Raw genomic sequence first — 26,723 nt, 5'->3', positions numbered from 1 at the left:
ATCAAGTAACCCTTTCAGAGCTGCCTATTTTTTGATTCATGGTCTTATGTAGTTGTACCTGCATATTATTCACTGAATCTATTTTTCACCCATTAATCAATGATGTTTTATGAATATATATTCACTGCAGCTTGGCTTTACGTTTACGTAAACTGAATATCTGTGCGATATTAATTCACTTTTTAGTCACAATGACACTGGTGTCATGCTGTTTTTTTATTCTATACGGATAGTTTTAAGTGTTTTTTAACGAATTGGTTAATTTGTCTTACCAATGAGAAATATTCATAGTTATGAATATGTATTCATAAATGTGTTGACTCAGTTTTAAATCCCCGTTAATTTTGAATATCGGCCAGTAATAATCGTCAGCAGTTTAATCCACTGGCAGGGGTAGCAAGGGGAGGAGTCCATGTTATATGACTCAGCACTAGAAAAAGATAATTGTGGGTTCGGTTTGATAGCACATACAAGCGGTCAGGCTAGCCATAAATTGATAAGAACGGCGATCACAGGGTTAGATCGTATGCAGCATCGGGGCGGAATTGCCTCTGATGGTAAAACCGGAGATGGATGCGGCTTACTGCTGCAAAAACCAGATAGTTTTTTCCGAGCGATAGCGGCGGAAAATGATTGGCGTTTAGGCAAGAATTATGCGGTAGGTATGTTGTTCTTAAATCCTGAGGCTGCACTCGCCACAAGATCTAGGGATGTAATAAACGAAGAACTAGAAAAAGAAACGTTGACGCTAGTTGGTTGGCGTGAAGTACCGACAGATCCGTCAATGTTAGGGCCGATCGCCCGACAGCAATTACCGACTTTTGAACAAGTGTTTGTCAGCGCCCCAGAAGGTTGGCGGCCAAAAGATTTGGAGCGTCGTCTATACATTGCACGACGCAGAATAGAAAAACGCCTAGAACATGATAAAGAGTTTTATATTTCTAGCTTGTCAGGTTTGGTAACTGTATACAAAGGCTTAATGATGCCGGCAGATCTGCCAAATTTTTATCTTGATTTGGCTGACATGCGTATGACCAGTGCTATTTGCGTTTTTCATCAGCGCTTTTCGACAAATACACAACCACGTTGGCCTCTGGCTCAACCGTTTCGTTATTTGGCTCACAATGGTGAAATAAACACGATTACGGGCAATAGACAGTGGGCACGTGCCCGATCATACAAATTTTCTTCACCATTATTGCCTGATTTACAAAGCGCAGCGCCTTTTGTTAATGAGACCGGTTCCGACTCTTCGAGTCTAGATAATATGCTGGAACTCTTTTTAGCAGGTGGCATGGATTTGTTCAGAGCAATGCGCATGCTGGTTCCGCCAGCATGGCAGAAAAATAGAGCCATGGACGAAGATTTACGCGCTTTTTACGATTTTAACTCCATGCATATGGAGCCTTGGGATGGTCCTGCTGGTATTGTTATGTCTGATGGCAGGTTTGCGGCATGTAATTTAGATAGAAATGGATTACGCCCTGCACGTTATGTGATCACACAAGACGGCTTTATTACGTTAGCATCTGAGGTTGGTATTTGGGACTATGCGGCAGATGAGGTAGTTGAAAAAGGCCGAGTAGGTCCTGGTGAGTTGTTGGTGATTGATACCTTACACGGTAAAATTTGGCAGTCAGATGAAATCGATCAAGACTTAAAAGCGCGTCATCCGTACAAGGCATGGTTAGAACAAAATGTGAAGCGTTTAACACCTTTTGAACAATTAGATGAGAAGCAGGACGCCGGTCAACGTAGTTTTGATAAAGCCACGCTTCATACTTATCAAAAGCTATTTGGTTACAGTAACGAGGAGTTAGACCAAGTTCTTCGTGTTATGGGCGATAATGGCCAAGAAGCAACGGGTTCGATGGGAGATGACACACCATTTGCGGTGCTTTCAGAAGGTGCTCGCTCACTTTATGATTACTTTAGACAAAAGTTTGCTCAAGTAACAAATCCGCCTATTGATCCATTGCGTGAAAATCACGTGATGTCATTAGCAACCTGTATCGGCCGTGAGCAAAATGTATTCAATGAAACGACAGGACACGCAAAGCGGCTCCAGTTTGATTCTCCAGTACTGACCTATTCGGATATGCAGCAATTAGTTGATGCTGATGATACACATTATCGCTCATGTGTTATTGACCTGAATTATGCCCCTGATGAAGGGTTACAAAATGCCATCAAACGTGTGTGTGATGAGGCACAAAGTAATGCGCAATCGGGCTGTGTAATGGTTATTTTAAGTGATAGGAATACCACCAAGGAGTCGCTACCCATTCCTGCAGCAATGGCTGTCGGTGCGGTACAACAAAGGCTGGTCAATACCAACTTAAGATGTGACGCCAATGTGATTGTCGAGACTGGCAGTGCTCGAGATCCTCATCACTATGCGGTACTACTTGGTTTTGGCGCAACTGCAGTCTATCCATATTTAGCATACGAATCATTGGTAGCGATGTGCGATGATAATGTTATTAAAAAGAATTATAGAGAAGTAACGCTTTCATATCGTTCAGCCATCAACAAAGGGTTGTACAAAATAATGTCGAAAATGGGGATCAGTACCATTGCGTCATATCGTTGTTCGATGTTATTTGAAGCCGTTGGGTTGTCTGATGAGCTGGTAAACTTATGTTTTAAAGGCGTTGCGAACCGTATTCAAGGCGCGTCTTTTGAAGAGTTTGAATGTGATCAGAGTAAACTTCATAAACTCGCGTACAGTAAGCGTAAATTACTCAGCCATGGGGGGTTACTCAAGTTTGTACATGGTGGTGAATATCATGCTTATAACCCCGATGTAGTGAGTACTTTACAAGTGGCCGTGCGTTCAGGGAATTATGAAGACTACAAAGTCTACGCAGATCTAGTAAATAAGCGCCCAGTGACCAACTTACGGGATATGTTGCGTGTTAATACTGCGCAAGAGTCAGTACCAATTGATGATGTAGAACCTGCGACTGAGCTTTACAAACGTTTTGACTCTGCGGCAATGAGTATTGGCGCATTATCTCCTGAAGCGCATGAAGCACTCGCCATTGCTATGAATCGATTAGGTGGGTGTTCAAATTCAGGGGAGGGCGGTGAAGATAAGCTCCGTTTTGGTACTGAGAAGAACTCGCGTATCAAGCAAGTTGCATCTGGTCGATTCGGCGTAACGCCACATTACTTACAAAGCGCTGATGTAATACAAATCAAGGTCGCACAAGGTGCTAAACCAGGTGAAGGGGGTCAGTTACCCGGAGAGAAGGTAACCCCTTATATTGCGAAATTAAGATATTCAGTGCCGGGTGTGACACTTATTTCACCTCCGCCTCATCATGATATTTATTCAATTGAAGATTTAGCCCAACTTATATTTGACTTAAAACAAGTTAATCCAGAAGCGATGATATCAGTGAAGTTGGTATCTGAACCAGGAGTTGGCACGATAGCAACGGGTGTTGCGAAAGCATATGCCGATTTAATTACTATCGCAGGCTATGACGGTGGTACAGGTGCCAGCCCACTCACATCAGTAAAATATGCTGGAAGCCCTTGGGAGCTTGGTTTGGCAGAAACACAGCAGGCACTCGTTGAGAATGGACTACGTCACCGTATTCGTTTACAGACAGATGGTGGATTGAAAACAGGCTTAGACATAATCAAGGCGGCTATTTTAGGTGCAGAGAGTTTTGGTTTTGGTACTGGACCTATGGTTGCACTGGGTTGTAAATATCTGAGAATTTGTCATTTAAATAATTGTGCGACCGGTGTTGCAACGCAAGACGAGACACTGCGTCAAAAGCATTATCATGGCTTACCAGAAATGGCGATGAATTATTTTAAATTTATAGCACAAGAAGCCAGAGAGTTAATGGCGCAGTTGGGCGTGACGCGATTGGTTGACCTGATTGGGCGAACTGATCTGCTTGACATGATTGAAGGTAAAACCAACAAACAAAGTAAGCTGGATTTATCTAATTTGTTGGCTAAACCAAGTAACCCAACGAATGAAACATTGTATTGTTCTGCACCGAATGTGTCGCATTATCAGGGTAAATTAAACGAGCTGCTACTTGAAAAAGCAAAGCAAGCTATTACAGATAAAAGTGGTATCTCACTCGTTAATCGTATTTGTAATACCGACCGTTCCGTAGGGGCGATGTTGTCAGGTTATATTGCGAGTAAACATGGCAATCAAGGCATGGCCGCAGATCCTGTTGCAATTGAGCTTCATGGTACTGCGGGTCAGTCATTTGGAGTATGGAATGCGGGTGGTCTTGAAATGACGCTTGTCGGTGATGCAAATGACTATGTTGGTAAAGGGATGGCTGGTGGTAAGTTAGTTATAAGACCGCCAGTTGGTTCAAGTTTTGCGAGCCATCATGCGACCATTATTGGTAACACTTGCTTGTATGGTGCAACAGGTGGAAAGCTTTATGCCGCAGGCAGAGCTGGTGAACGCTTTGCTGTGCGTAACTCTGGGGTGAATGCCGTTGTTGAAGGCCTGGGGGACAATGGGTGTGAATATATGACCGGAGGGGTAGTATGCGTACTCGGCCAAGTTGGTGTTAACTTTGGTGCTGGCATGACTGGTGGGTTTGCGTACATACTCGATGAAAGCGATGACTTTTCTAAACGCATTAACCCAGAGCTTGTTGAAGTGGTTAGCTTAGCTGAGTTCGTCTCGCATCAAGAACATTTACGCGGAATGATAGCTGAGCACCTTGATTTGACAGGATCATCTCGTGCTGAACAGATTTTGGCTAATTTTGAATTGTACTTGCCGATGTTTAAGTTAATTAAACCAAAATCTAGTGATGTAAATAGCTTACTAGGCCACAGAGCACGAAGTAGTGCTGAATTACGTGTTCAGGCTCAATAGGGGGAAGTATGAGCGAAAATGTCTATCAGTTTATCGACGTTCAACGTGTAGATCCGAGGAAGAAGCCTATTTCTACGCGAAAACAATCATTTGTTGAGATTTATGAACCATTTTCAACCAATCAGGTAAATTCTCAATCGGATCGGTGCCTTGACTGTGGCAATCCATATTGTGAATGGAAGTGTCCTGTACATAATTATATTCCACAATGGCTTAAGCTAATTCGCACAGGAAGAATAATTGAAGCAGCTGAACTGTCGCATAGAACAAATAGTTTGCCAGAAGTGTGTGGGCGAGTTTGTCCTCAAGATAGGCTATGTGAGGGCGCGTGCACACTTAATGAAGAGTTTGGCGCGGTTACCATAGGGAATATTGAAAAGTATATTACAGATACGGCATTTGCTCAGGGTTGGAAGCCCGATATGTCGTATGTGGTTTGGACAGATAAAAAAGTCGCTGTAATAGGGGCGGGTCCTGCGGGACTGGGCTGCGCTGATATTTTGGTGCGAAATGGCGTCAAGCCGGTTGTGTTTGATAGAAATCCAGAAATTGGCGGTTTGTTAACCTTTGGGATCCCGTCTTTCAAACTTGAAAAGTCAGTAATGGAAAAGCGTCGAGAAGTGTTTTCTGAAATGGGCGTGGAATTTAAGTTGAATACAGAGATTGGGACCGATATCTCAATGGACGAATTACTCAGTGAGTATGATGCTGTATTTGTCGGGGTTGGTACTTATCAAAGTATGAAAGGCGGACTCGAAAATGAAGATGCCAGAGGTGTTCATGACGCCTTACCATTTCTAATCGGTAATACTAATCGAGTGATGAATTATGATGAGTCTACACAACCTTATATTGATATGGCGGGAAAAAAGGTTGTTGTACTTGGTGGTGGTGATACCGCAATGGATTGTGTACGTACTTCAGTGCGTCATGGTGCGAGTAAAGTGACTTGTGCGTATCGTCGTGATGAAGAGAATATGCCTGGTTCGCGTCGTGAAGTTAAAAATGCCAAAGAAGAAGGCATTGAGTTCCAATTTAACGTTCAGCCAAAAGGGATTGTATTAGACGCTGAGGGGAAAGTAGCCGGCGTGAAGGTGGTTAAAACCCAATTAGGTGACGCAGATGCAAATGGACGACGTCGAGCAGAAGAAGTGGCGGGGTCGGAGCATATTTTAGACGCTGATGCCGTTTTGGTGGCCTTTGGGTTTAAGCCGCATAGTTTAGATTGGTTATCACAGTATGATGTAGAGATTAATAGTTGGGGAGGCATTGAAGCGCCAGAGCAAGGTGCTTTTACTCACCAAACCAGTAACCCTAAGATCTTTGCCGGTGGAGACGCTGTCAGGGGATCTGATTTAGTTGTAACGGCAATTTTTGAGGGCCGCAATGCAGCAGAAGGGATATTGGATTATTTAGATGTTTAGTTTGTAATACCCTGGAGACAATAAGGCCCAATTTTGGGCCTTATTTTTTTCTTAAATAGTGTGTAGTGTTGTTAGCACTAATTCATACTTTTGCTAATGAGGTTGGTTAAGCGCTTTGCACCAATAGCAATTCTTCGGCGCTTGCTTTGGTTGTATTACTGATTTGATCGCCGCCGATTAACCTCGCAATTTCTGCGACACGCATAGCGTGTTCAAGCGGTTTCATCGATGTGAATGTTTGCCCATTCTTAACTGTTTTAGCAACAAATTGCTGCTGGTGACCACTGCAAGCGACTTGAGGTAAGTGGGTAACACAAATGACCTGAGTGGAATTACCCAGCTGTCTGAGTAGTTTACCTACTTGTGAGGCCGTTGGGCCTGATATACCTACATCGACTTCGTCAAAAATCAAAGTTGGGGTTGTAACTCGTTGAGCGATAATAACTTGTATCGCGAGACTAATACGAGATAGTTCTCCTCCAGATGCAACTTTGCCTAGCGCTTGTAAGGGTTGCCCAGGGTTTGTTGAGACTAAAAACTCAATATTATCAAAGCCAGAGCTGCTTGGTTTTTGTTGTGGCATTTGCTGTAATTCAATTGCAAAGCGACCATTATCCATAGATAAAGAATGCATACTTTTGGAGATCAGGCCGTTTAACTTTGTGGCAGCTTTAGCACGGCTTTCACTCAGTGAGCGTGCAGCCAACTGATAGGCTTGTAACGAGTCTGCAATTTCAATTTCAAGATCATCAATACGCGCAGAGTCAGAGCTAATGTTTACCAGCTCTTGGCATAATTGCTGGTGAAACTCGAATAGCTCCTGTGGCTTGATATGGTGTTTTCTTGATAAGTCCATTGCTTGCGATAGCCGAGCCTCTACTTCTTGTAAGCGCATAGGGTCTTGTTCAACCCGGCCACTATAACTGCGCAGCTCTCTACATGCTTCTTCAACTTGAACCGCAGCCTCGTCGAGCATTTGTGCAATGGGTTCTAGCGCCTTATCATACCCAGTTAAATCGACAAATTGCTGTGCACTTTGTTGTAATTGACTCAGGACGGTTTGGTCATCTCTTTCGTACAGGTGTTGTAACTCTCGCTGACAGGTGTCAATAATTGTTTGGCTATTACTGAGTTTACTATGTTCTATTTCTATCGCTTCGTATTCATCTTCTGCGATTGCAAATTCATTGAGTTCGGCAACCTGATACTCTAATAGTTGTTTGCGCGCTGCTTGTGCTTGCTGTAATTTTAATAGGCTGCTGTGTTCACGCTGTAATTTATTGAAATGGGTATATTGCGTTCTTACAGCATTGATTAGCGGTGTGTGTCCTGCGTAAGAATCAAGTAGGTGCAACTGGTGTTCAGGCTTTAAAAGTAATTGGTGTGCATGTTGGCCGTGGATTGAAATGAGACATTGTCCCAGTTCTTTTAACTGACTCGCAGTGACTGATATACCATTAATATAGCTTTTACTACGGCCATTTTTACTGACTACTCGCCGCAAAATGCAGTCTTCGTCATCATTATTTAGCATATGCTCAGCTAAAAATTGTTGTGCTATAGGGAGTTGGCTGATATCAAAGTGTGCACTGATCTGCGCTTTATCAGCGCTTGGGCGAACTGCTGTTGGATCAGCACGCTCGCCTAAGCATAAAGATAACGCATCAATAGCTATTGATTTACCAGCGCCAGTTTCACCGGTGATCGCTGTCATGCCACAGTGCCATTCAATATTGAGTGCACTGACAATAGCAAAATCATTTACTTCTAAATTAGTTAGCATACTGTGTATCCAAACAGTGGTTTACTGTTAATTTATACAGTACTTAGTGTAAATGCAACCAGAAAATAGAAATTACTTATAATTTAGCTTAACAGCTAAGCAACAGGTTGTGCCTTGGCTGCTACTTTCTGTGTTGCTTTAGTATCGTCTAAAGGTGTTGTTGATAAGTCATCACTATGCTGGTTTGACTCATCACTAGGTGTACTATTAGGCCCTTGTTCAGGTGTCTTTATCATAACAATCAAAGCAGGAAGAATTTCTTGATAAAACTCTTTGTTATACGAGATGCCAGAGGTTGGTAACTCAGCTACAAAATATTGAAGCTGATCTGACAGTAAGTCTAGGTTGCCATTTTCTCTGCACTTATTTAATTCACTTATAACACAGTAAATAAATTGTTCTGCTATCCGTTCTAGTTGATCAAGGTTTTCTTCAGTATGAGCTTGTACGACGAAGAAGTTTCCAACAATGGCATTCACTTTTGGTGAATATTTTGGACGTAAGGCTTTAGCTTCTACAAACTCAGAAGTTTTAGATTTAAATTGTGATGTGATTTTCTTTAATCGATCGTTGAACATTTTTTTTTCGGCTTCACGTGCCTTTTTACGATTATTTTCGATCACCACATAAACACCTAATAAAGTAATTAATAATACTAAGGTGAAAAAAACAATGTAGCTCATAATTCTTATAATTTCCCAATTTAGAAAAATACTAATTTGCTATTGTGCGTTATCTTTATAGTGTTAGTAAAGCCTACTGCCCCAATTTAATTTTTGTCTAAGAACATTGTAGTAGGAATAAGACTTTGGATGGATCAAACGCAGCTTTTTATCTGCTTTTTTAATCACCACCTCATCTCCCGGTAAGACAGCTAAAACAACATGACTGTCACAACTTACTTGTAAACTGTCAGTATTCGAGAGGCTTAACTTCAATCTAACTTCCTTATCTGCATCAACGACTAATGGCCTACTTGATAGAGTATGAGGAAACATGGGGACTAACGCCATAGCATTGAGCTCAGGTGTGAGAATAGGCCCACCTCCAGACAATGAATAGGCGGTAGAACCTGTCGGGGTGGAAACAATGAGGCCGTCTGAACGTTGTGAAAACACAAATTCATCATTAATGAATGCTTCAAACTCGATCATATGTGCGACTTTATCTGCGTGTAAAACAGCTTCGTTTACTGCAGAATTAGCGCTCTTTAATTCTGCGTGGCGATAGACTTCAACTTCGAGTAAAAAACGAGACTCAGAAATAAACTCCCCGCGCAATACAGCCTCTAAACTCGCTTCAAATCCATCAGGGCTTAAATCAGTTAAAAACCCTAAATTGCCACGGTTAACGCCAATTACAGCAACATCGAACCGAGCAAGCACTCTTGCTGCGCCGAGCATATTTCCATCTCCACCAACAACAACAGCTAAGTCGCATAAGCGGCCCAATTCAACAAGTTCCGTTAATGAATTGTTATCAATGGTGTCTATTTGCGCGCCAACACGAGATTCTACTAAAACCTCATAACCTAATGCTTGCAAAAAGGTATATAAGCGTTGTAATGTCAACGCGGCGCCTTCATGGCTTGGCTTGCCAATTAAACCTATGGTTTTAAAAGGTGTTGTCATAGAAATGGCTCTTTTTCTTTTATAGCGCAAGATTAACTGAATTCTTTACCACTTGAAACTGACAATTAACGTCACCATTAAAATAATATGAAAATAACAGCACGTGACCAACAAATCTTTACAGCGGTGATGGGCCTTTATTGTGACAATGAAGGCAGCCCTGTAGCTTCTAGCAAAATTGCCAAACAAAAAGGAATGGCGGTATGCTCTGCGACGGTCCGAAATGTGATGGCGAGACTTGAACGTGAGGGGCTTTTATATTCTCCACACACCTCAGCTGGACGAGTGCCGACTGAGGCTGGCTTTAAATATTGGTTTGAAGAGTTTTTTGAGCTTTCTCAAATAGCAACTTACTGGCAGCCTCAGCAACATCAGTTGGTTGAATTTGCACATGGCTTAAGTCAAAAGTATCAAGTTTGCTGCTGTGTAGGGTTACCACAAGCGAGCTCTCGTTTGGTGTTTAGAGTGGAGGTTTTAGGGTTTGATAGTGAGTCTTGGCTTGTCTTACTGATAGATAAAGCAGGGCAGTCTCATAATATTTGTATAAAGAAACCCAATAATGACTCAGATGCCTTACGTTATCAATTTGCAGCTTGGATGAACACCGTTTTTAGTCAGCAAACTTTAATTGAGGGTCTACACCGAATGCGTGCAATGGCACATAGCGCACCATCCGAGTGTCATGATCAACTAGCACAGTGGACTCGAGAGCTAAGTCAGCAGCTTGGAACTGACAATACTATTGTGGTTGGTGAGCGCTATTTATATCAGAGTCTGGAGCTGGAGAGTGAATTAAATATAGGTGTGCCATTTTTACACCAGGTAGAGGATAAGCTTGCTTTTAAAAATGGGATATCGGTACTATATGCAAACGAATTAAGTACCCTGAATTTAGAGGAGTCATTAGTGATAAGTCTTCCCTATTTTACCGAGGGTGAATATCAAAGTCGATTTTGTATAATTTGTCCAGTGTATGCGCCTATTGAGGCTATCATTGGAGAATTTTCTCAAATTGAGACCATTGGGTCTTGAATCTATAGATTCAATCCCCATATTTAGCGTCAATTGTAAAGAATCGGAGAAGTTTTACATGTCTGAGCAAAATAATGCCACTGAACATGAGCAAGAAATCGTAGAGCCAGTTGAACAAGCAAATGACCCAATCGAAGACGCTGAGGTAACTGACGTCGAGACTGAAGTTGAACTTAGTACTGAAGAAGAAATCGCAGGTTTATATGCTGAACTAGAAGCGACAAAGCAGCAAATTGCAGATCAAAAGGACAGCGTAGTACGTGCCGCAGCAGATATAGAAAATATGCGTCGTCGTGCAGCTCAAGATGTTGAGAAAGCACATAAGTTTGCATTAGAAAAATTTGCAAATGAGTTGTTACCTGTGATCGATAACTTAGAGCGTGCCATTGAGTTTTCTGACAAAGAAAATGAAACGTTGAAGCCAGTTCTTGAAGGTATCGATATGACGCTGAAGAGTTTCTCAGATGCAGTTGCAAAGTTCGGTGTTGAGATGGTGAACCCTCAAGGTGAAACCTTTAATCCGGAATTTCATCAAGCTATGTCTATTCAGCCGAGTAATGATGTATCACCAAATACAGTACTGGCGGTTATGCAAAAAGGGTATACGTTAAACGGTCGTTTATTACGTCCTGCAATGGTTATGGTTTCAAAAGAAGCTGAATAATACTTGATAGTATGCATGATATAAAAAAGGCCGATTACTCGGCCTTTTTTATGCGCTAAATAAAGTTACGCTGCCTCATTTGGCATAATCCAGCCAGGACGACAGCCATAAACATGAATGTTGCAAATGGGATAGTACTGTTAGGTTGTACTAGTGCTAGTAAAGGTCCGACTAGCGCGCCACTGCCAAATCTAAGGGTACCAATCACAGCAGTTGCAGTGCCGGTGTGTTTTTCAAAAGCGATTAAAATTAAAGCGTCTGCATTACTAGCAATTATGCCTAGGCTCATCATTAACGGTGCGATTGTGCTGGCAATTACCCATACCCCCATATCGGCTAGGCTTTCAGCGAGTACGGCAATACCGGACAGTAGGCCTATAATGAGGCCAGAATAAAGCATGTTTCGTGACCCAATTTTAGGAACTAATCGGGTGTTGAGAAAATTACCTAACATTAGTGCAATAATGTTCATAGCAAAGAGTACGCCAAATAATTGTTCGGATACGTTGTAATAGTCCAAATAAATAAAAGGCACTGATGTTAAAAAGCAAAAGAATGCAAAAGAGACTAACATAGAGGTCAAAATATCATTTCTAGCTGCTTTATTTGCAAAAACGGTCAAGTAGTTTTTAGTGAAAAAATGAATGGTTATTTTCTCATTGGTAAACTTTGGAACATCAATACTCGTAGCGAGTGTAATGAATAATAGGGTACTGGCATAGAGGGCGAGGACGAAGAATATAGCGCTCCAATGCCAAACTAACATAAGGGCAGCTCCTACAGTAGGCGCGATAAGTGGAGCGACCATCATTATCATAGAAACGTATGACATGCCTTTGGCTGTCTGCTCTTTATAATAATGCCGTATAACACCAGGTACTACGACTGTTGCTGCCGCTCCAAAAAACGCTTGTAGGATCCTTAGCGCACAGAAAACATCGATTTCTCTTGTTATAGCGAGTGCAATGGAGCTAATAGCGAAACCGAACAAACCAACTTGGACAAGCCGTGTGCGAGAGAATCGGTCTGCAAGCGGGCCAAAAACCATCATGCCTAGCGCGTAACCTCCAAGATAACTACTCAATGAAACCTGAACACTCTCCAAATCAGAATTCAAGTCCGATGCAATAACTAACATTGCAGGTAAATATAAATCAATCGCAAGGGGAGTAAGTGCAACAATACTAGCAAGTAGCGGCAGGAGTAGCCGGCCGAGTGGGTGATCTTGGATCATGGGTGTGTATCTTAATTACATTTGTTGTAATCTTATCAAATATTGAATGACTTTATGACCAAATGAGACAAGACAGGCCGCTTTTGAGTTATTATAGATAAAAGTACTATTTTGTATCTTGAGGGATAACCCGTGTATTTTACACTGGATACAGTAATCACTTATTTTGGATAATACGATGAAAAAAATTATTTCAATACTCGCTATCGCTTTATTAATGTCAGGGTGTAAAACCTCTCCAACTGGTAGAACACAAATCGCGCTTTATTCAGATCAAAAGATGAATGAAATGGGTTCAGCAAGCTTTGAACAAATGAAGAAAGAGCAAGCCATTGAAACAGATCCAACAATGAATGCATATGTAAAATGTATTGCGACGCACTTAATCGCAGAGCTACCAAGTAATTATGCAAACCAAGAATGGGAAGTCGTGGTATTTAAAGAGCCAAGCGCAAATGCTTTTGCATTACCAGGTGGAAAAATAGGTGTTCATACCGGACTGTTAAATGTGGCAAAGGATCAAAATCAATTGGCAGCAGTAATGGGTCATGAAGTTGGGCATGTTATTGCAGAGCATTCCAATGAACGAGTATCTCAAAATAGTCTATTACAGTTTGGTTTGCAGGCAAGTAATACGGCATTACAAATGGGTAATATTGAATATAGAAATGCCATTATGCAAGGATTGGGGCTTGGTGCACAATATGGTGTTGCGCTGCCATTTGGGCGAACACATGAGAGTGAAGCTGATGTTATTGGGTTAGACCTTATGGCTAAAGCGGGTTTTGAACCGGAGGGTTCTGTGGCGCTTTGGAAAAATATGGAAGCGGCTTCATCAGGAGAACGTCCGCCTGAATTTATGTCCACACATCCCGCACCACAAAGTCGAATTGCAAACTTAACATCTAAGATGGACGAAGCTTCTAAGCTAAAGCGAGTTGCATGGCAATCTGGAAAAAAACCTCAATGTAAATAACTTGGACTCGATTCAGAGATTTTATGTTGAATTTTCCCAAGCGCAGTTTGCGCTTGGGCAAATTCAAAGCGTGCAATGAGTATTTTTAGCTCCTCAAGTTCATCTTGAGTTAGATATTCATTACACGTTAATTGTAAAACCAGATCTGATGCACTGGTATCGAATTCCTGCAGCGCTTGTGCGAGTTTATCTAGCATGTAGTTTGTATCGAGCTCAGGGAGGGCATTGTCATTTAGCTGTTGATTTATGACATGCGGACATTTCGCGAGTGTGGTATTGACATAATCAATCATAATGTCTATTTCACCTATATCTACAGTCATCCCCTTTAATTGGATTTCGAGTGTTTTGGCTTTTTCTGTGATGAAGTAAATTGATAGATTTGCCGCCGCCCCCTTGATTGCATGTAAAATATTCGCTGCTAATTCGTAGTTTGTGATTGCTATAGCTTGCTTTAAATTAATTAACTCTTCAACCTGCTGCGATAAAAAAGTAGTGAGTATATTAAAGTATATTTCTTTGTTACCTGCTGCGCGCTCTATGCCTTCCTCAATATTTATACCCTCTAAGCTACGCTCAATGGTGCTTTCTTGTATATCAGGCTTAGACAGAGTTTCATGTGACTGTTGATTTTGACATGGTTCATGTCCTTTGACCATTGAGCCAAGGTTCGCTTGGATTGTTTTTATCATAATAGGAACATCTATTGGCTTTGATATATGATCGTTCATACCACTATCTAAGCAGAGCGTTATGTCATCTTGCATCGCATTAGCTGTCATAGCAATGATAGGTAGGTCGCCATTATTAGGCTGTTTACGAATTGCTTGTGTGGCTTGAATGCCTCCCATGTTGGGCATTTGCATGTCCATCAGCACAACGTCATACTTATTTTCAGCTATTTTTTTCAGAGCTTCTACCCCATCATTCGCAACATCAATTTTCGCCCCATAATTAGATAAAATTTCTACAGCAATCTCTTGGTTAACTGGCTGATCCTCAGCAAGGAGTATAGAGATACCACCCAAGCTTGTTGATACTTGCTCATTTACAGGTTCAACAGTGGTATGTGGCTGTGTGTATGGTCCGAGGCAGCTTATTAATGTATCGAATAAATGAGAGGCGTTTATCGGTTTAAGTACGACACCTGCTACAGATGATTTTTGATGAGGTTTAAGCTCTAATTCACGGCCATACGCTGTTGTTAGTAAAACTTTAGTATGGGTAAGCAAACTACGAGTATTGAGAATTTCGATAGCAGTGAGGCCGTCCATTTCAGGCATTTGCCAATCTATAATCAGGGCATCAAAAGGTTTGGGAGCAGTTGTAATTATATCGATAGCTTTAATGGCACTGTCTGCACAGGATACAGTGGCATTCATATTGACGAGCATATCATGGAGTACTTCTATGGCTTGCGCATTGTCATCTACAATAAGAATGTTTTTTGTGGTACTAAGCGTGGGTAGAGCAACTTTTTGCGTATGTTGATCACGTGATAACTCCAAAGTGAAATAAAAAGTGGATCCGCCACCTAAAGTGCTTTCGATATAAATCTCTCCTCCCATCAGTTTGACTAATTGCTGAGAAATAGTGAGACCCAATCCAGTGCCTCCATATTTTCGTGTAATTGATGTATCAGCTTGGGAAAATGATTTAAACAGTTTCTGTTGCTGTTGAGGGTTCATTCCAATACCCGTATCAATGACAGAGAAAGTGATTTTGGTCGTCTCTTCAGCTTGCTCTAATTCTCGGATCTGTATTGAGACGTGTCCTTTTTCAGTAAACTTGACTGCATTACCTGCTAGGTTAATTAAAATTTGTCCTAACCTTAACGGATCGCCAATTAAATTATTTGGGATCGTATTTGGTACATCGAAAATGAGTTCTAATTGTTTTTCTTGTGCTTTAACACTGATAACGGTCATTACATTATCTAACAGTTGGTCTAACTCGAATTTAGTGTGTTCCAGCTCGATCTTTCCAGCATCAATTTTAGAAAAGTCTAAAATATCATTTATTAAGTGAAGTAATTGTTTAGCTGCAACGTCAATTTTACTCACATAATTATGTTGCTTTGGGTTTAAGTCAGTACTGAGTGCTAAATGAGCCATACCGATAATGGCATTCATAGGTGTTCTGATTTCATGACTCATATTAGCTAAAAACTCACCTTTGACCCTTGCAGATCGGTCAGCGAGATCTTTTGATGAAACAAGCTCTCTTTCTAACTCGTTGCGCTGTGTTACGTCCAATAACATACCTACGATACCGGCTACTTGCCCGTCGCTGTTGAAAAAAGGTGCTTCGTATACGATGAGCTCAACCGCATTATCTTGTCCATCTAAGGTAACAAGTTCAAATTCTACATTCATTTGCTGTTGGAAAATCTTTTGTGCTTGGGCATGAAATAAGCTCGCCGTGCCTGTATCAAAAACATTGTCGAGTGTTCCGCCGATCACATCTACTTCAAACTGGTTCAAAAATGTCAAAAATGCCCGATTGACACCCATGAAGACACCATTCTTATCTCGGTAATACGTGGGGTTGGGGATCGCGTTGATAATATGGTGTGTTAATTCGAGTTGTTGTGACAAAGCGGCTTCTATTTCTTGTTGCTTTGCGTTATTACTGCTGATTTCAAGTGAAACAGCCAGCTCTCGGCTTATTTGTTCCAAACTGTCTCGCTGATATTCATCGAGTTCGCATACGCAGCCAAGATATAAAATACCAATGCAGCAATCGTTTACTATTAAGGGAAATAGTTGGATTTGTGCAAGCTCTAGCCTTTGCTCATTTTTGGAAATAATTAAGGTCTGTGATGGAGTACCTAAACATTGCGGTTGTTTAGTTTTTAAAGCGGCTTTGACATGGGGAGAATGTTTATTAAAGCATGGAGCACTTCCTGCAGACTCCAGTAGTTTTAAGTCATCTTCTTCAAACATAAAAATACCGCAACTGGGTGCGCCGTATTGCAGCGCTACAAATTGCAGCGACTCTTGAATCACGTCACTGAGTTTGTTTTGACCGCGCAATGCCGTATGGTACTTTTCTATTGTTCCGGCGGCTTGTATTTTACTGTTTAATTGACTTAATGTTGTGTTAAATATTTTAGCTAGCGTACCTAATTCTCCAGCAAGGTGAGTGGGTAATTGCAGGGTGTTGGCCTTTTGATATAAAGATTCTGAAATCGCTTTGTGGATCTGTCTAATGGGTAAGAAATAGCGAACTCGAAGCATAATGTATGAAAATAAGAACATTAAAAAAGTGAGTGTAAAGCAAGCGGTCACTAATATTTGATTGTTAGTGGCTTGTTCATTCAATACCTTTCTGTGAGCCTGTTTACGAATATCAATCACTTTACTTGCATGTGCAATTGCATTCATTATTTTGGCTTTTTCTTCTAAATAGGGTTGCCCGAAGAGAATATCTTGTGCAGCGGCTTTACCGTCAGTTGATTGATTATGAAGCAAGGTAAACGCGCGTTCTTCTAGTTTTACCAACTGGTCAGAAGTGTCAAGTGCGAGTGTTAAGTTATAAATTTCTTCTTGGCGGATACCCGTCTGAGCAATACGTTCGATGATAGAAAGGTGGTTTTTTTCGTCGATGGAGTTGCTTAAATGACGCACGGAATTTTTAGCTAGGTTATCCCAGTAGTTGATTGGGTTTTTGGGAGCGGGCCAGTAACCATTGCGAATAGCCAGAACATGGTTGAATAATATAAACCATTGTTTTTCACCCGTTACTGAATAGTTGCGTGCATAATTGGTTAATAAGTCTGAACTATGTTTTAACTCATTGGTTAAAGTTTGTAGGGTATTAATGGCGTTTAAGGTGCGTATTTCTTGTTTTGATATATGAAACGAATAAAGCACCGCACTGAGCAATAATACAAATAGTAGGCTCATCATATAAAATAATAAGTTAACTAATAATTTCGCGCTCATTTGTCTCCAATATTATGGCTTAACGTTACCCTGTTTTAAACCATAGTCTGCTCTACACTTTTCACAAGAAAACTCTAAAATTTACACTAACTAAGCAATCAACGAGGAGTTGACTATACTGAGCCCATTAGGCTTAGGGAGCTAGCATGTTTGATATTTTAATCGTTGATGATGTGGCAGAAAACCTGCAAATGTTGCAGCTGATTTTGAAGTGCCCTCGATTTAGAATACGGGCTGCAACGAGTGGCCATACTGCGTTGCAACTTATTGAGAGTAAATTACCGGATCTGATAATAACTGATATCAAGATGCCAAATATGAGCGGTGTTGATTTATGTCGATTGGTAAAAGCGGATAAACGGATGAGTCATATTCCTCTTATGTTTGTAAGTGCTTACACGGATACTGAAAATATAGTAGAAGCGCTTGAAGTGGGTGGGGTTGATTACATTAGCAAACCCTTTAGGCCTGCAGAGATCAACGCACGTGTAAACACCCAAATAAAACTCTTAGAGGCAAATGCTTTACAAGTTAAGCGTAAACTGTCGGATGCCTTAAACCAAATGGTTGTTGGAGTTGCCCATGAAATTAATACGCCGCTGGGTACAGGGATCACGGCCGCATCTCATTTATTTGGGGTTATTGCTGAATTAACTAGAGAGTTTGAAAATAAAACATTATCGCAAAATGTACTTGCAGATCTCTTGATACAATCCAATGAGAGTATCGAATTATGTGAAAGAAGCCTTGGCCGAGTGGCTGAATTTGTAAATTTACTTAAAACTATTTCCAAAGCAGAAGCACCAGCACAGCCTGGTCGGTGTGATCTTATTGCCGTGTTAGAGCAACATCTTGGCCAATACAGTCAGAATGAAACGGGTGTTGAGATAAAGTTGACATCGGAACATTCGGTACTTGATGTGACAGTCGATGCCAGCTTATTACAATTAGTGCTTGGCAATATTATTGAAGATTCCATTAATCATGGCCTGGTTGATAAAAAAGGGCCGATTGAAATTCGATTAGAGGCGAATGAACGCGAGATCGAAATACAGTATGTCGATAATGGTATAGGGCTTATCGATGTAACAATAGAGGATTTACTTAAGCCGTTTGTCACGTCGCGCAGAGGTAATAGTGGTCACGTTGGTTTGAGTACACCTGTTGCTGCTAATATTATAAGTGGAGCGCTGCAAGGTGAATATACTGTTTCAAGTACAGAGCGGGGTATAGAATGGATCATAAAAATTCCCATGATGCCCTTGAGCTAAATCAAAGTAGTTGCACAAGTGGTAAGTGAAGAGGACAAAAGTCCTTATCGGCACTGGTTTATTTATCTATGCTCGCGAGCAATAATAGATTATTTAAATTAATCACTTCAGCCATAGGCTTTGGTTATGAATGTGATTAATTGATCACGCAAACAATCTGGGTGGAACCATTATGCAACAACTACCAACAGTCGATTATCGTGCCTCTGACGCAGCATCTCAATTTGTCGAATCTCTTCGTAATACAGGGTTTGGTGTTTTAAAAAACCACCCGATCCCACAATCGCTTGTTGAATCAATTTATAAGAATTGGCAAGCGTTTTTTAATTCAGAACTAAAGCATGATTTTTTATTCAATAAAAACACTCAGGACGGTTATTTTCCGCCAGATGTATCGGAAGTTGCTAAAGGGTTTACCGTTAAAGATATTAAAGAATATTTTCACGTATACCCAAAAGGACGTGTTCCAGCGCAGTTAGAAGCGGAAATCCGTGAGTACTATCGCTTGGCTAATGAGTTTGCAGCAGAGTTATTAAGTTGGGTTCAAGCTCAAGCGCCTGAAGATGTGCGAGCAAAGTTCTCAATTGACCTCAAAGATATGATTGCAGACTCAGAGCAAACCTTACTGCGTATTTTACATTACCCGCCAATGACGGGTGACGAGGAGCCAGGGGCGATTCGTGCAGCAGCACATGGCGATATTAATTTATTGACTGTATTACCGGCTTCTAATGAGCCTGGTTTACAAGTGCAAACTCAGGAAGGTGGTTGGTTAGACGTGCCGTGTGATTTTGGTTCATTAATCATCAATATTGGTGATATGTTGCAAGAGGCATCTGGAGGTTATTTCCCATCAACGATTCATCGAGTAATTAATCCAACAGGGAAGGGTTCTGAAAAGTCTAGGATCTCTTTACCCTTGTTTTTGCACCCTCGTCCTGATGTCGAGTTGTCAGAACGTTACACTGCAGATAGTTATCTACAGGAGCGTTTACGAGAGCTCGGAGTAAAGTAATTTAGTTCGAAGCAATTGACAAAAAAGCCAATCGTTCAGATTGGCTTTTTTGTCACAAAATTAAATATAGCCGCAATTTTAAGCTATATGTTAGATGGAGTAGTCACTAATTGTCATTTCTTTGCCTGATTTCAATAAATTAGGTAAGTTTTTCCTGACAATAATCTTAATATGTGCAATATTAGATTTTTTCAATCTTGCACATTTTTAAAAAAAAAGTAATGACAACGCTGTCATTTTATGTGTAACATTAATTCAACATGACTAAACGCTCAGTAAAGAAATAAATAAAATTGAGCTAAACCCCATTTTCATAGAGGTCGCAACATGATGGCTAAACAGGTGCAACAAGACCAATTATATATAGGTATAGACGGCGGAGGGACGAAATGCCGAGCTACTATCTATTCTTTAGAACACGGTGTGCTAGGCACTGGTTTAGGTGGTCCAGCAAACCCGTTGCACGGTCTTGAACGTACTCTCGAGTCTATCATGGTCTCAACACAACTGGCTTTACAAGATGCGGGCTTGCACGTAGAGCAAGTCCATTCATTAAATGCGGGCTTAGGACTAGCGGGTGTCAACCTACCTGCGTTATATGACAAAATTATGCAGTGGGATCATCCTTTTCAACAGATGTTTTTGACGACGGATCTTCACACCGCTTGTATTGGTGCCCATGAAGGTGAGGATGGCGCGGTAATTATAACCGGCACTGGATCTTGTGGGTTTTCGTTAGTGAATGGAAAAACTGTCAACTTTGGTGGTCATGGTTTTGCTCAAGGTGACATGGGCAGTGGTGCTTGGATGGGACTAGAAGCCGTTAAAGCAGCATTGCTTGATCTAGACGGGTTAGGTCAGCCAACACTTTTGTCTAGTTTATTACTGCAACATTTCAATACGCCAAATGCAATGGGCATTGCAGAGCAGATGGCAGGTCAACCATCAAGTGGTTACGCCAGACTAGCGCGTTTTGTCTTTAACGCAGCAGAGCAGGGAGATGAACTTGCGTTGACAATTGTAAAGCAAGGGGCGGAATATATTAGCCGTTTAGCACAGCGTTTATTGGAAAGTGGTCCACCTAGATTATCTATGATTGGTGGTTTGGCTGAGCCGTTAAATAAATGGTTAGCCCCTGAAATTGCCGAAAAAGTAGAATTACCAAAGCAACCACCTGAAATGGGTGCGATATACTTTGCAATAAACTCTGTTGAGCAACAATTAAATAAGGTCAAATAATGTCTAGGCAATTATATCGAGCAAAAAGGTTATTTGACGGTAATACATTTAGCAACAATGTCATATTTGCTGTTGAGGATGCTAAGGTAACCTATCCAGATGAAGAATTGAGCACTGACTTAATTGAACTCGATGGATTAGTTGCCCCTGGTTTTATTGATGTCCAAGTAAATGGTGGTGGTGGTGCATTTTTTAATGCTGAACAAACCACAAACTGTCTGGCGAAAATGGTGTCTGCTCATGGCCAGTTTGGCTCTACTGCACTAATGCCAACCTTGATTACCGATAAAGTTGAGGTAATGGCAAAAGCTGCAGATGCAACGGCAGAAGCGATTGCAAATGGACAAGCGGGTGTTTTAGGAATTCATTTTGAAGGTCCGCATTTGTCTCACCCTAAAAAAGGCACGCATAGTGAACAGTATATTCGCCCGATCACTGAGCAAGAGTTTGAGATTTACGCGCGAGAAGACTTAGGCGTGAAAATGGTTACGCTAGCGCCTGAAACGGTACCATTACAAGATATTGAAAGACTTATTAGTTTAGGCGTCAAGGTATGTGTGGGCCATTCTAATGCTGACTATCAGACAACGATGAATGCGTTACATGTCGGTGCAGACGGTTTTACGCATTTATTCAATGCTATGTCAGCGTTTACCTCGAGAGAACCAGGAGTGGTTGGTGCTGCATTATGGGATGATAACTCATGGTGTGGGTTAATTGTCGATGGTCACCATGTTCATAGCACGTCAGCTAAGCTGGCGCTTAGAACTAAGCAGCGTGGTAAAATAATGTTAGTGACTGATGCGATGCCACCGGTTGGTACAGATGATATGGAGTTTGACTTTTTTGACGGACGCAAGGTGATCCGTACTGGAGATAGATTAAACTCAACGACAGGTGAATTAGCAGGTAGTGTTCTTGATATGGCCAGTGCAGTCCGTAATACAGTGAACTGGCTTGACGTATCTTTATCTGAAAGTTTACGTATGGCTTCACTTTATCCTGCACAGTATCTTAATGTGAAAACCAAGGGTCACTTACGAGAAGGTGCTGACGCAGATTTTGTGCTGTTAGACGAACAAATTTATACACAAGCGACCTTTATCGCTGGAAAACAGATTTAACTCTCCCTGAGAAAAACCCCGCTGAATTAATAGCGGGGCTTTTTTGTTTTTAAAGGCAGCAAAATATGACAACAAAAACCGACAAAAAACGCTTAGCTTCTCTTGATGCATTGCGAGGTATGGATATGTTCTGGATTTTAGGCGGGCAGTCTATATTCGCGGCACTATTTGTATTGACGGGGTGGCAAGGCTGGAAAGCATTTGAAGCCCATACAGTGCATAGTGCATGGCATGGGTTTACATTTTATGATTTGATTTTCCCGCTCTTTATCTTTTTATCAGGGGTTGCTATGGGACTCTCTCCCAAGCGAATTGATCACCTGCCATTTAGCGAACGTCGGGGTTATTACAATAAAGCGCTAAAACGGTTGTTTCTTTTATCGGCTTTGGGCGTGCTTTATAACCATGGCTGGGGTACAGGAATACCTGTAGCACTGGGCGAAATTCGCTATGCTAGCGTACTAGGACGTATCGCAATAGCGTGGTTCTTCTGTATGCTTTTAGTGTGGCATACCAGCTTACGTACGTTAGGCTTCATTGGTGGCGGCGTGTTAATCGGATATTGGTTACTTTTATGCTTTATCCCGGTGCCGGGAGGCACTGCTGGTGATTTATCTGCAGCAGGAAGTTGGAATGCTTGGGTTGATGCAATGCTTTTACCAGGGATCAGCTACCAAAATAGACCTGTCGACCCTGAAGGCGTTTTATCTAGTTTACCAGCTATTGTTAATGCGATAGCGGGGGTGTTTGCTGGGCGACTCATTGCACAAGCGCAACATGTGGGCCAGTGGCATACAGTCGCTAGGCTATTTGTGTTTGGTTTTGTTGCTTTAGGTCTTGGTTGGCTATGGGATATACACTTTCCAGTCAATAAAGAGCTATGGACGAGTTCTTTTGTGTTGGTAACGGTTGGCTGGAGCGCTATCTTACTCGCTGCTTTTTATGCCTTGGTAGATGTACTTAATGGTCAGCGTTTTGCTTATTTGTTTGTGATCATCGGGGCAAATTCAATCATTATCTATTTAGCTTCTTCATTGGTTAACTGGACATTTGTATCACGTAGCGTATTTGGTGGCATTATTTCGGGTTCCGCTGAACATTGGCAGCCACTAATGGGTGTCGTTGCGTTATTAGCTGTGCAATTAATTGTTTTACACTGGATGTATAAACGTAAAATATTCGTCAGTGTGTAAATTTTTTTGGCTTTGGAGTCCGCGTCATATGCGGACTTTACTTATTTGAATATGTAATTCCAAAAACTTTCTTCACTTTTACTTTACAAAAAGTTGTTTTCTGATAATAATGACAGCGTTGTCATAATGGTAATAACCTAAATTTCTATCGTTTTTTAGGTTTGATCTGACCTTACTTTGATTGCACGCGAAGTGAGGCTCAGATCCCATTTTTCCTAATTTATAAATCGAGCCCACACTATGCAAATTGTTATTCTAAATGACGCAATCGAAGTTGCAGCCTACGGCGCAGATATTTTTACCGCGCAATTAAATCGAAATGCAAACTCCGTCTTAGGTTTAGCGACAGGTTCAACGCCAGTTGCTTTGTATCAGGCATTGATCGAACGTAACAAGGCTGGTGATGTTAGCTTTAGCGATGTGACCTCTTTTAATTTGGACGAATATCTTGGTTTAGACGGTAGTCACCCACAAAGTTATCGTCATTTTATGAATAGTCAGCTTTTTGATCATATCGATATAAACAAAGCACACACGTATGTTCCACCTGGAGATGCAAAAAACCCAGTTTCAGCATGTCATGAGTATGAGGAAAAGATTGCTGAAAAAGGCGGTATTGATATTCAGCTATTAGGTATTGGTCGCAATGGACATATTGGCTTTAACGAACCATCTTCTGGATTGACGTCAAGAACCCGTGTTAAAACATTAACAAAAGCAACGATTGACGATAACGCACGCTTTTTCAAGCCAGATGAATATCAGCCTCATTTATCCATTACTATGGGTATAGGTACAATTTTAGATGCTAGAAAAGTAGTTTTATTGGCAACGGGTGAAAATAAAGCGGAAGCTATTCAGGCAATGATTGAAGGCCCACTCACTGCAGCATGTCCTGCATCTGCACTGCAAATGCACCGAGATGCTGTTATTGTTATTGATAAAGCAGCGGCAAGCAAACTTAAAGATATTGAGTTTTACCAACATATCGAAGCTGAGAATCAGAAACTCCAAGCTTACCTAGCTTCTCTGTAGTGTACAAATTACACTGTAGTTTTAAGCCCGTAAGGGCTTTTTTTTTATCTATTGCTTCGAGCCCTTTCAATCTGACTTAATCTCTTGAAATAGTTTTGCTTTACCCGCTCTTATGATAGCGTTGGGCTAAATATTTAACAGGGAACCGTCTGTGCTACATTATACCGAAATGCATTTAAATCGCGCTTCCAGTGAGCGAAAAAGTAACGATTGGATCATTGCGCAAATGCGCGGTGAGAGCCACTGGCTCTTGATTGATGATGATAAAAATTTAGTGGACACAAAAACCTGTACACTCGTGTCGCTGTCATTTGATCAAGTAAAAGAGCTGCATTTAGATAATGCAGTATTTCTAGGGCTTGATGGCCAGAAAAGCTATTTTGCACTAGATATTAGCAAATATGCGGATAAAAATACGCTTCAAATTCCTAGTAGTGCAGAGTTTATAGACATGCGCCAGATAGGTCCTCAATTGCCACCCACAATGGCTTCTGTCGGGGTGTTAGCTAAAGGATTATGCTATTGGCATAATACACATCAATATTGTGGTCGTTGTGGAAGTAAGAATCATAGTGTTGAAGCAGGACATGCCCGAAAGTGTTTAAATTCTGACTGTCGACATATGACATTTCCAAGAACTGACCCTGCAGTAATTATGCTAGTTACACATTTGTTCAGTGATGGTATTGAGCGCTGTCTGCTCGGGCGTCAGGCACAATGGTCAGAAGGTGTATACTCGACACTTGCAGGCTTTGTAGATCCTGCTGAGACGCTTGAGCAAGCTGTTATTAGAGAAGTAAAAGAAGAAGCAAACATTGATGTAGACAAGGTCAAGTATTTAGCATCTCAGCCTTGGCCATTTCCAAGCTCGCTTATGCTTGGCTTTATTGCGCAAGCAACGACGACCGATATCGCTGTTGAGCAGGATGAACTTGAACATGCACAATGGTTTTCACGTGCTGATCTGGATTCATTTTTAGAGTGGGGCATCGATGCACCTGGTTTTAAGCTAACGCGAAAAGATTCTATTTCTCGCTATTTGATAGAATATTGGCGAGCATCCTAAAGGTTAAATTATGAAAAAAAATACAAAGTTGATCAGTTCAGGTCGCAAAAGTGACTATACCCATGGTGTAGTAAACCCCGTGGTACAAAGGGCATCAACAGTGGTGTTTGACTCTGTTGCAGAATTACACGAAGCTGTCAAAGGGCGTGGTAATCGTACCTTATTTTATGGCCGTAGAGGGACACAAACACATTATGCATTGCAAGATGCTGTGATGGAGTTGGAAAACGCAGCAGGATGTGCATTGTACCCATCAGGTGCCGCCGCCATTAGCCAATCTTTGTTGTCATTTTTAAAAGCCGGCGACCATTTATTAATGGTTGATACCGCTTATGAGCCTACTAGAGATTTATGCGATAAGATTTTATTGGGTTTGGGGATCACTACGACATATTATGATCCCATGATCGGTGCTGGGATTGAAGCATTAATACAACCTAATACCCGAGTGCTTTTTTTAGAATCTCCCGGCTCTATCACAATGGAGGTACAAGACGTACCAAGCTTGGTTGCGGTTGCGAAGCAACATGATTTGATCACTATGTTAGATAATACATATGGCAATGGGTGGCATTACAAACCATTAGATCATGGTGTTGATATTAGTATTCAAGCGGCGACTAAGTATATCGTAGGCCATTCAGATGTGATGATGGGAGTCGCTGTAGCAAATGAAGCGCTGTGGCCAACATTAAGAGAACATTCATACCTTCTAGGTCAGTGCACATCAGCTGATGATGCGTATTTAGCGCTGCGTGGTTTACGCACCATGCCAGTAAGGTTAGCACAACATGAAAAAGCTGCGTTAAAGGTGGCTGATTGGTTGGAAACACACCCGCTGGTGGACCATGTTCGCCATCCTGCATTACCAAGTTGTCCCGGTCATGAATTTTTTAAGCGTGACTTTTCTGGCAGTAATGGACTCTTCTCATTTGTCATGAAGCAGGGTAACCAAAAAGCCATCAATGCATTCTTAGACGGATTACACCACTTTAAAATGGGTTTTTCTTGGGGGGGATACGAAAGCTTAGTGACAGCAAGTAAATCGATGGCGGCTTTACGAACAACAACAGGTTGGCAGGAAGGTCCGATCATTCGTTTACACATTGGTTTGGAAGATGTAGAAGATCTTATCAATGACTTAGAGCAAGCGTTGAAAATATATGAAAGTCATTGTTGATTGATAACAGTTAGAGCGCATTCACGTTCAGTCGTG

At 41.4% G+C, this 26,723-nt stretch carries 18 protein-coding genes; 13 read left to right on the top strand and 5 right to left on the bottom strand.

Going from position 1 to position 26,723, the window contains the following annotated elements:
* Positions 1–412: 412 nt before the first annotated feature.
* On the top strand, positions 413–4,873 hold the full coding sequence (gene gltB / locus PCIT_RS04860) for a glutamate synthase large subunit (RefSeq protein ID WP_010362575.1): 4,461 nt from the start codon (positions 413–415) through the stop codon (positions 4,871–4,873).
* Positions 4,874–4,881: 8 nt separating this feature from the next.
* On the top strand, positions 4,882–6,297 hold the full coding sequence (locus tag PCIT_RS04855) for an FAD-dependent oxidoreductase (protein WP_010362576.1): 1,416 nt from the start codon (positions 4,882–4,884) through the stop codon (positions 6,295–6,297).
* A 106-nt stretch (positions 6,298–6,403) separates the two neighbouring features.
* Here the strand turns inward: PCIT_RS04855 and recN are convergent, their stop codons facing one another.
* From recN to nadK, 3 genes are all read right to left on the bottom strand, one after another.
* Entirely contained in the window at positions 6,404–8,080 is a 1,677-nt protein-coding gene (gene recN / locus PCIT_RS04850; protein WP_010362577.1) for a DNA repair protein RecN, read from the bottom strand.
* A gap of 95 nt (positions 8,081–8,175) precedes the next feature.
* Positions 8,176–8,763, bottom strand: coding sequence for a hypothetical protein (locus tag PCIT_RS04845; protein ID WP_010362578.1), 588 nt, complete (start codon positions 8,761–8,763; stop codon positions 8,176–8,178).
* Positions 8,764–8,826: 63 nt separating this feature from the next.
* On the bottom strand, positions 8,827–9,711 hold the full coding sequence (nadK, locus tag PCIT_RS04840; protein WP_010362579.1) for an NAD(+) kinase: 885 nt from the start codon (positions 9,709–9,711) through the stop codon (positions 8,827–8,829).
* A gap of 87 nt (positions 9,712–9,798) precedes the next feature.
* Between nadK and PCIT_RS04835 the strand changes: the two genes are divergently transcribed.
* On the top strand, positions 9,799–10,743 hold the full coding sequence (locus PCIT_RS04835) for an HrcA family transcriptional regulator (RefSeq protein WP_010362580.1): 945 nt from the start codon (positions 9,799–9,801) through the stop codon (positions 10,741–10,743).
* A 58-nt stretch (positions 10,744–10,801) separates the two neighbouring features.
* The gene (grpE, locus tag PCIT_RS04830) at positions 10,802–11,407 is read left to right on the top strand and encodes a nucleotide exchange factor GrpE (protein ID WP_010362581.1); all 606 of its coding nucleotides are present in this window, start codon (positions 10,802–10,804) and stop codon (positions 11,405–11,407) included.
* Positions 11,408–11,462: 55 nt separating this feature from the next.
* On the opposite strand, the gene PCIT_RS04825 is transcribed toward grpE, so the two are convergent.
* Entirely contained in the window at positions 11,463–12,641 is a 1,179-nt protein-coding gene (locus tag PCIT_RS04825; RefSeq protein WP_010362582.1) for a Bcr/CflA family multidrug efflux MFS transporter, read from the bottom strand.
* A 178-nt stretch (positions 12,642–12,819) separates the two neighbouring features.
* Between PCIT_RS04825 and PCIT_RS04820 the strand changes: the two genes are divergently transcribed.
* Positions 12,820–13,617, top strand: coding sequence for a M48 family metallopeptidase (locus tag PCIT_RS04820; RefSeq protein ID WP_010362583.1), 798 nt, complete (start codon positions 12,820–12,822; stop codon positions 13,615–13,617).
* Here PCIT_RS04820 and PCIT_RS04815 read toward each other — a convergent pair.
* Positions 13,605–17,564, bottom strand: a complete 3,960-nt coding sequence (locus tag PCIT_RS04815; RefSeq protein ID WP_010362584.1) for a response regulator — start codon at positions 17,562–17,564, stop codon at positions 13,605–13,607. The genes PCIT_RS04820 and PCIT_RS04815 overlap by 13 nt on opposite strands.
* 146 nt (positions 17,565–17,710) lie before the next feature.
* Here PCIT_RS04815 and PCIT_RS04810 point away from each other — a divergent pair, with 146 nt between their 5' ends.
* The 8 genes from PCIT_RS04810 (at position 17,711) to PCIT_RS04775 (ending at position 26,687) form a co-directional block, all read left to right on the top strand.
* Positions 17,711–18,835, top strand: coding sequence for a hybrid sensor histidine kinase/response regulator (locus tag PCIT_RS04810; protein WP_010362585.1), 1,125 nt, complete (start codon positions 17,711–17,713; stop codon positions 18,833–18,835).
* Positions 18,836–19,007: 172 nt separating this feature from the next.
* On the top strand, positions 19,008–19,850 hold the full coding sequence (locus PCIT_RS04805; protein WP_010362586.1) for an isopenicillin N synthase family dioxygenase: 843 nt from the start codon (positions 19,008–19,010) through the stop codon (positions 19,848–19,850).
* A 327-nt stretch (positions 19,851–20,177) separates the two neighbouring features.
* Positions 20,178–21,089 (top strand): N-acetylglucosamine kinase, encoded by a 912-nt coding sequence (gene nagK, locus PCIT_RS04800; RefSeq protein ID WP_040697062.1) that lies wholly within the window; start codon positions 20,178–20,180, stop codon positions 21,087–21,089.
* Positions 21,089–22,213: an N-acetylglucosamine-6-phosphate deacetylase gene (nagA, locus tag PCIT_RS04795; protein WP_010362589.1), complete on the top strand. Its 1,125-nt coding sequence runs from the start codon at positions 21,089–21,091 to the stop codon at positions 22,211–22,213. Before nagK ends, nagA begins: the two co-directional genes overlap by 1 nt.
* A gap of 65 nt (positions 22,214–22,278) precedes the next feature.
* A complete protein-coding gene (nagX, locus tag PCIT_RS04790) occupies positions 22,279–23,406 on the top strand; it encodes a transmembrane glucosamine N-acetyltransferase NagX (RefSeq protein ID WP_010362590.1) in 1,128 nt (375 codons plus the stop codon).
* Between the two features lie 240 nt (positions 23,407–23,646).
* Entirely contained in the window at positions 23,647–24,441 is a 795-nt protein-coding gene (gene nagB, locus PCIT_RS04785; RefSeq protein ID WP_010362591.1) for a glucosamine-6-phosphate deaminase, read from the top strand.
* A 151-nt stretch (positions 24,442–24,592) separates the two neighbouring features.
* Entirely contained in the window at positions 24,593–25,507 is a 915-nt protein-coding gene (nudC, locus tag PCIT_RS04780; protein ID WP_010362592.1) for an NAD(+) diphosphatase, read from the top strand.
* A 10-nt stretch (positions 25,508–25,517) separates the two neighbouring features.
* Positions 25,518–26,687 (top strand): cystathionine beta-lyase, encoded by a 1,170-nt coding sequence (locus PCIT_RS04775; RefSeq protein WP_010362593.1) that lies wholly within the window; start codon positions 25,518–25,520, stop codon positions 26,685–26,687.
* Positions 26,688–26,723: the final 36 nt, after the last annotated feature.

This window comes from Pseudoalteromonas citrea, assembly GCF_000238375.3.
Taxonomy (GTDB): Bacteria; Pseudomonadota; Gammaproteobacteria; order Enterobacterales; family Alteromonadaceae; genus Pseudoalteromonas; species Pseudoalteromonas citrea.
Note: the sequence above shows the minus strand (reverse complement) of the source record. Positions and strands in the feature narration are given on the sequence as shown.

Coding starts and splice junctions, on each gene's coding strand:
- gltB (WP_010362575.1), top strand. CDS start 413: ATGTTATATGACTCAGCACTAGAAAAAGATAATTGTGGGTTCGGTTTG.
- PCIT_RS04855 (WP_010362576.1), top strand. CDS start 4,882: ATGAGCGAAAATGTCTATCAGTTTATCGACGTTCAACGTGTAGATCCG.
- recN (WP_010362577.1), bottom strand. CDS start 8,080: ATGCTAACTAATTTAGAAGTAAATGATTTTGCTATTGTCAGTGCACTC.
- PCIT_RS04845 (WP_010362578.1), bottom strand. CDS start 8,763: ATGAGCTACATTGTTTTTTTCACCTTAGTATTATTAATTACTTTATTA.
- nadK (WP_010362579.1), bottom strand. CDS start 9,711: ATGACAACACCTTTTAAAACCATAGGTTTAATTGGCAAGCCAAGCCAT.
- PCIT_RS04835 (WP_010362580.1), top strand. CDS start 9,799: ATGAAAATAACAGCACGTGACCAACAAATCTTTACAGCGGTGATGGGC.
- grpE (WP_010362581.1), top strand. CDS start 10,802: ATGTCTGAGCAAAATAATGCCACTGAACATGAGCAAGAAATCGTAGAG.
- PCIT_RS04825 (WP_010362582.1), bottom strand. CDS start 12,641: ATGATCCAAGATCACCCACTCGGCCGGCTACTCCTGCCGCTACTTGCT.
- PCIT_RS04820 (WP_010362583.1), top strand. CDS start 12,820: ATGAAAAAAATTATTTCAATACTCGCTATCGCTTTATTAATGTCAGGG.
- PCIT_RS04815 (WP_010362584.1), bottom strand. CDS start 17,564: ATGAGCGCGAAATTATTAGTTAACTTATTATTTTATATGATGAGCCTA.
- PCIT_RS04810 (WP_010362585.1), top strand. CDS start 17,711: ATGTTTGATATTTTAATCGTTGATGATGTGGCAGAAAACCTGCAAATG.
- PCIT_RS04805 (WP_010362586.1), top strand. CDS start 19,008: ATGCAACAACTACCAACAGTCGATTATCGTGCCTCTGACGCAGCATCT.
- nagK (WP_040697062.1), top strand. CDS start 20,178: ATGATGGCTAAACAGGTGCAACAAGACCAATTATATATAGGTATAGAC.
- nagA (WP_010362589.1), top strand. CDS start 21,089: ATGTCTAGGCAATTATATCGAGCAAAAAGGTTATTTGACGGTAATACA.
- nagX (WP_010362590.1), top strand. CDS start 22,279: ATGACAACAAAAACCGACAAAAAACGCTTAGCTTCTCTTGATGCATTG.
- nagB (WP_010362591.1), top strand. CDS start 23,647: ATGCAAATTGTTATTCTAAATGACGCAATCGAAGTTGCAGCCTACGGC.
- PCIT_RS04775 (WP_010362593.1), top strand. CDS start 25,518: ATGAAAAAAAATACAAAGTTGATCAGTTCAGGTCGCAAAAGTGACTAT.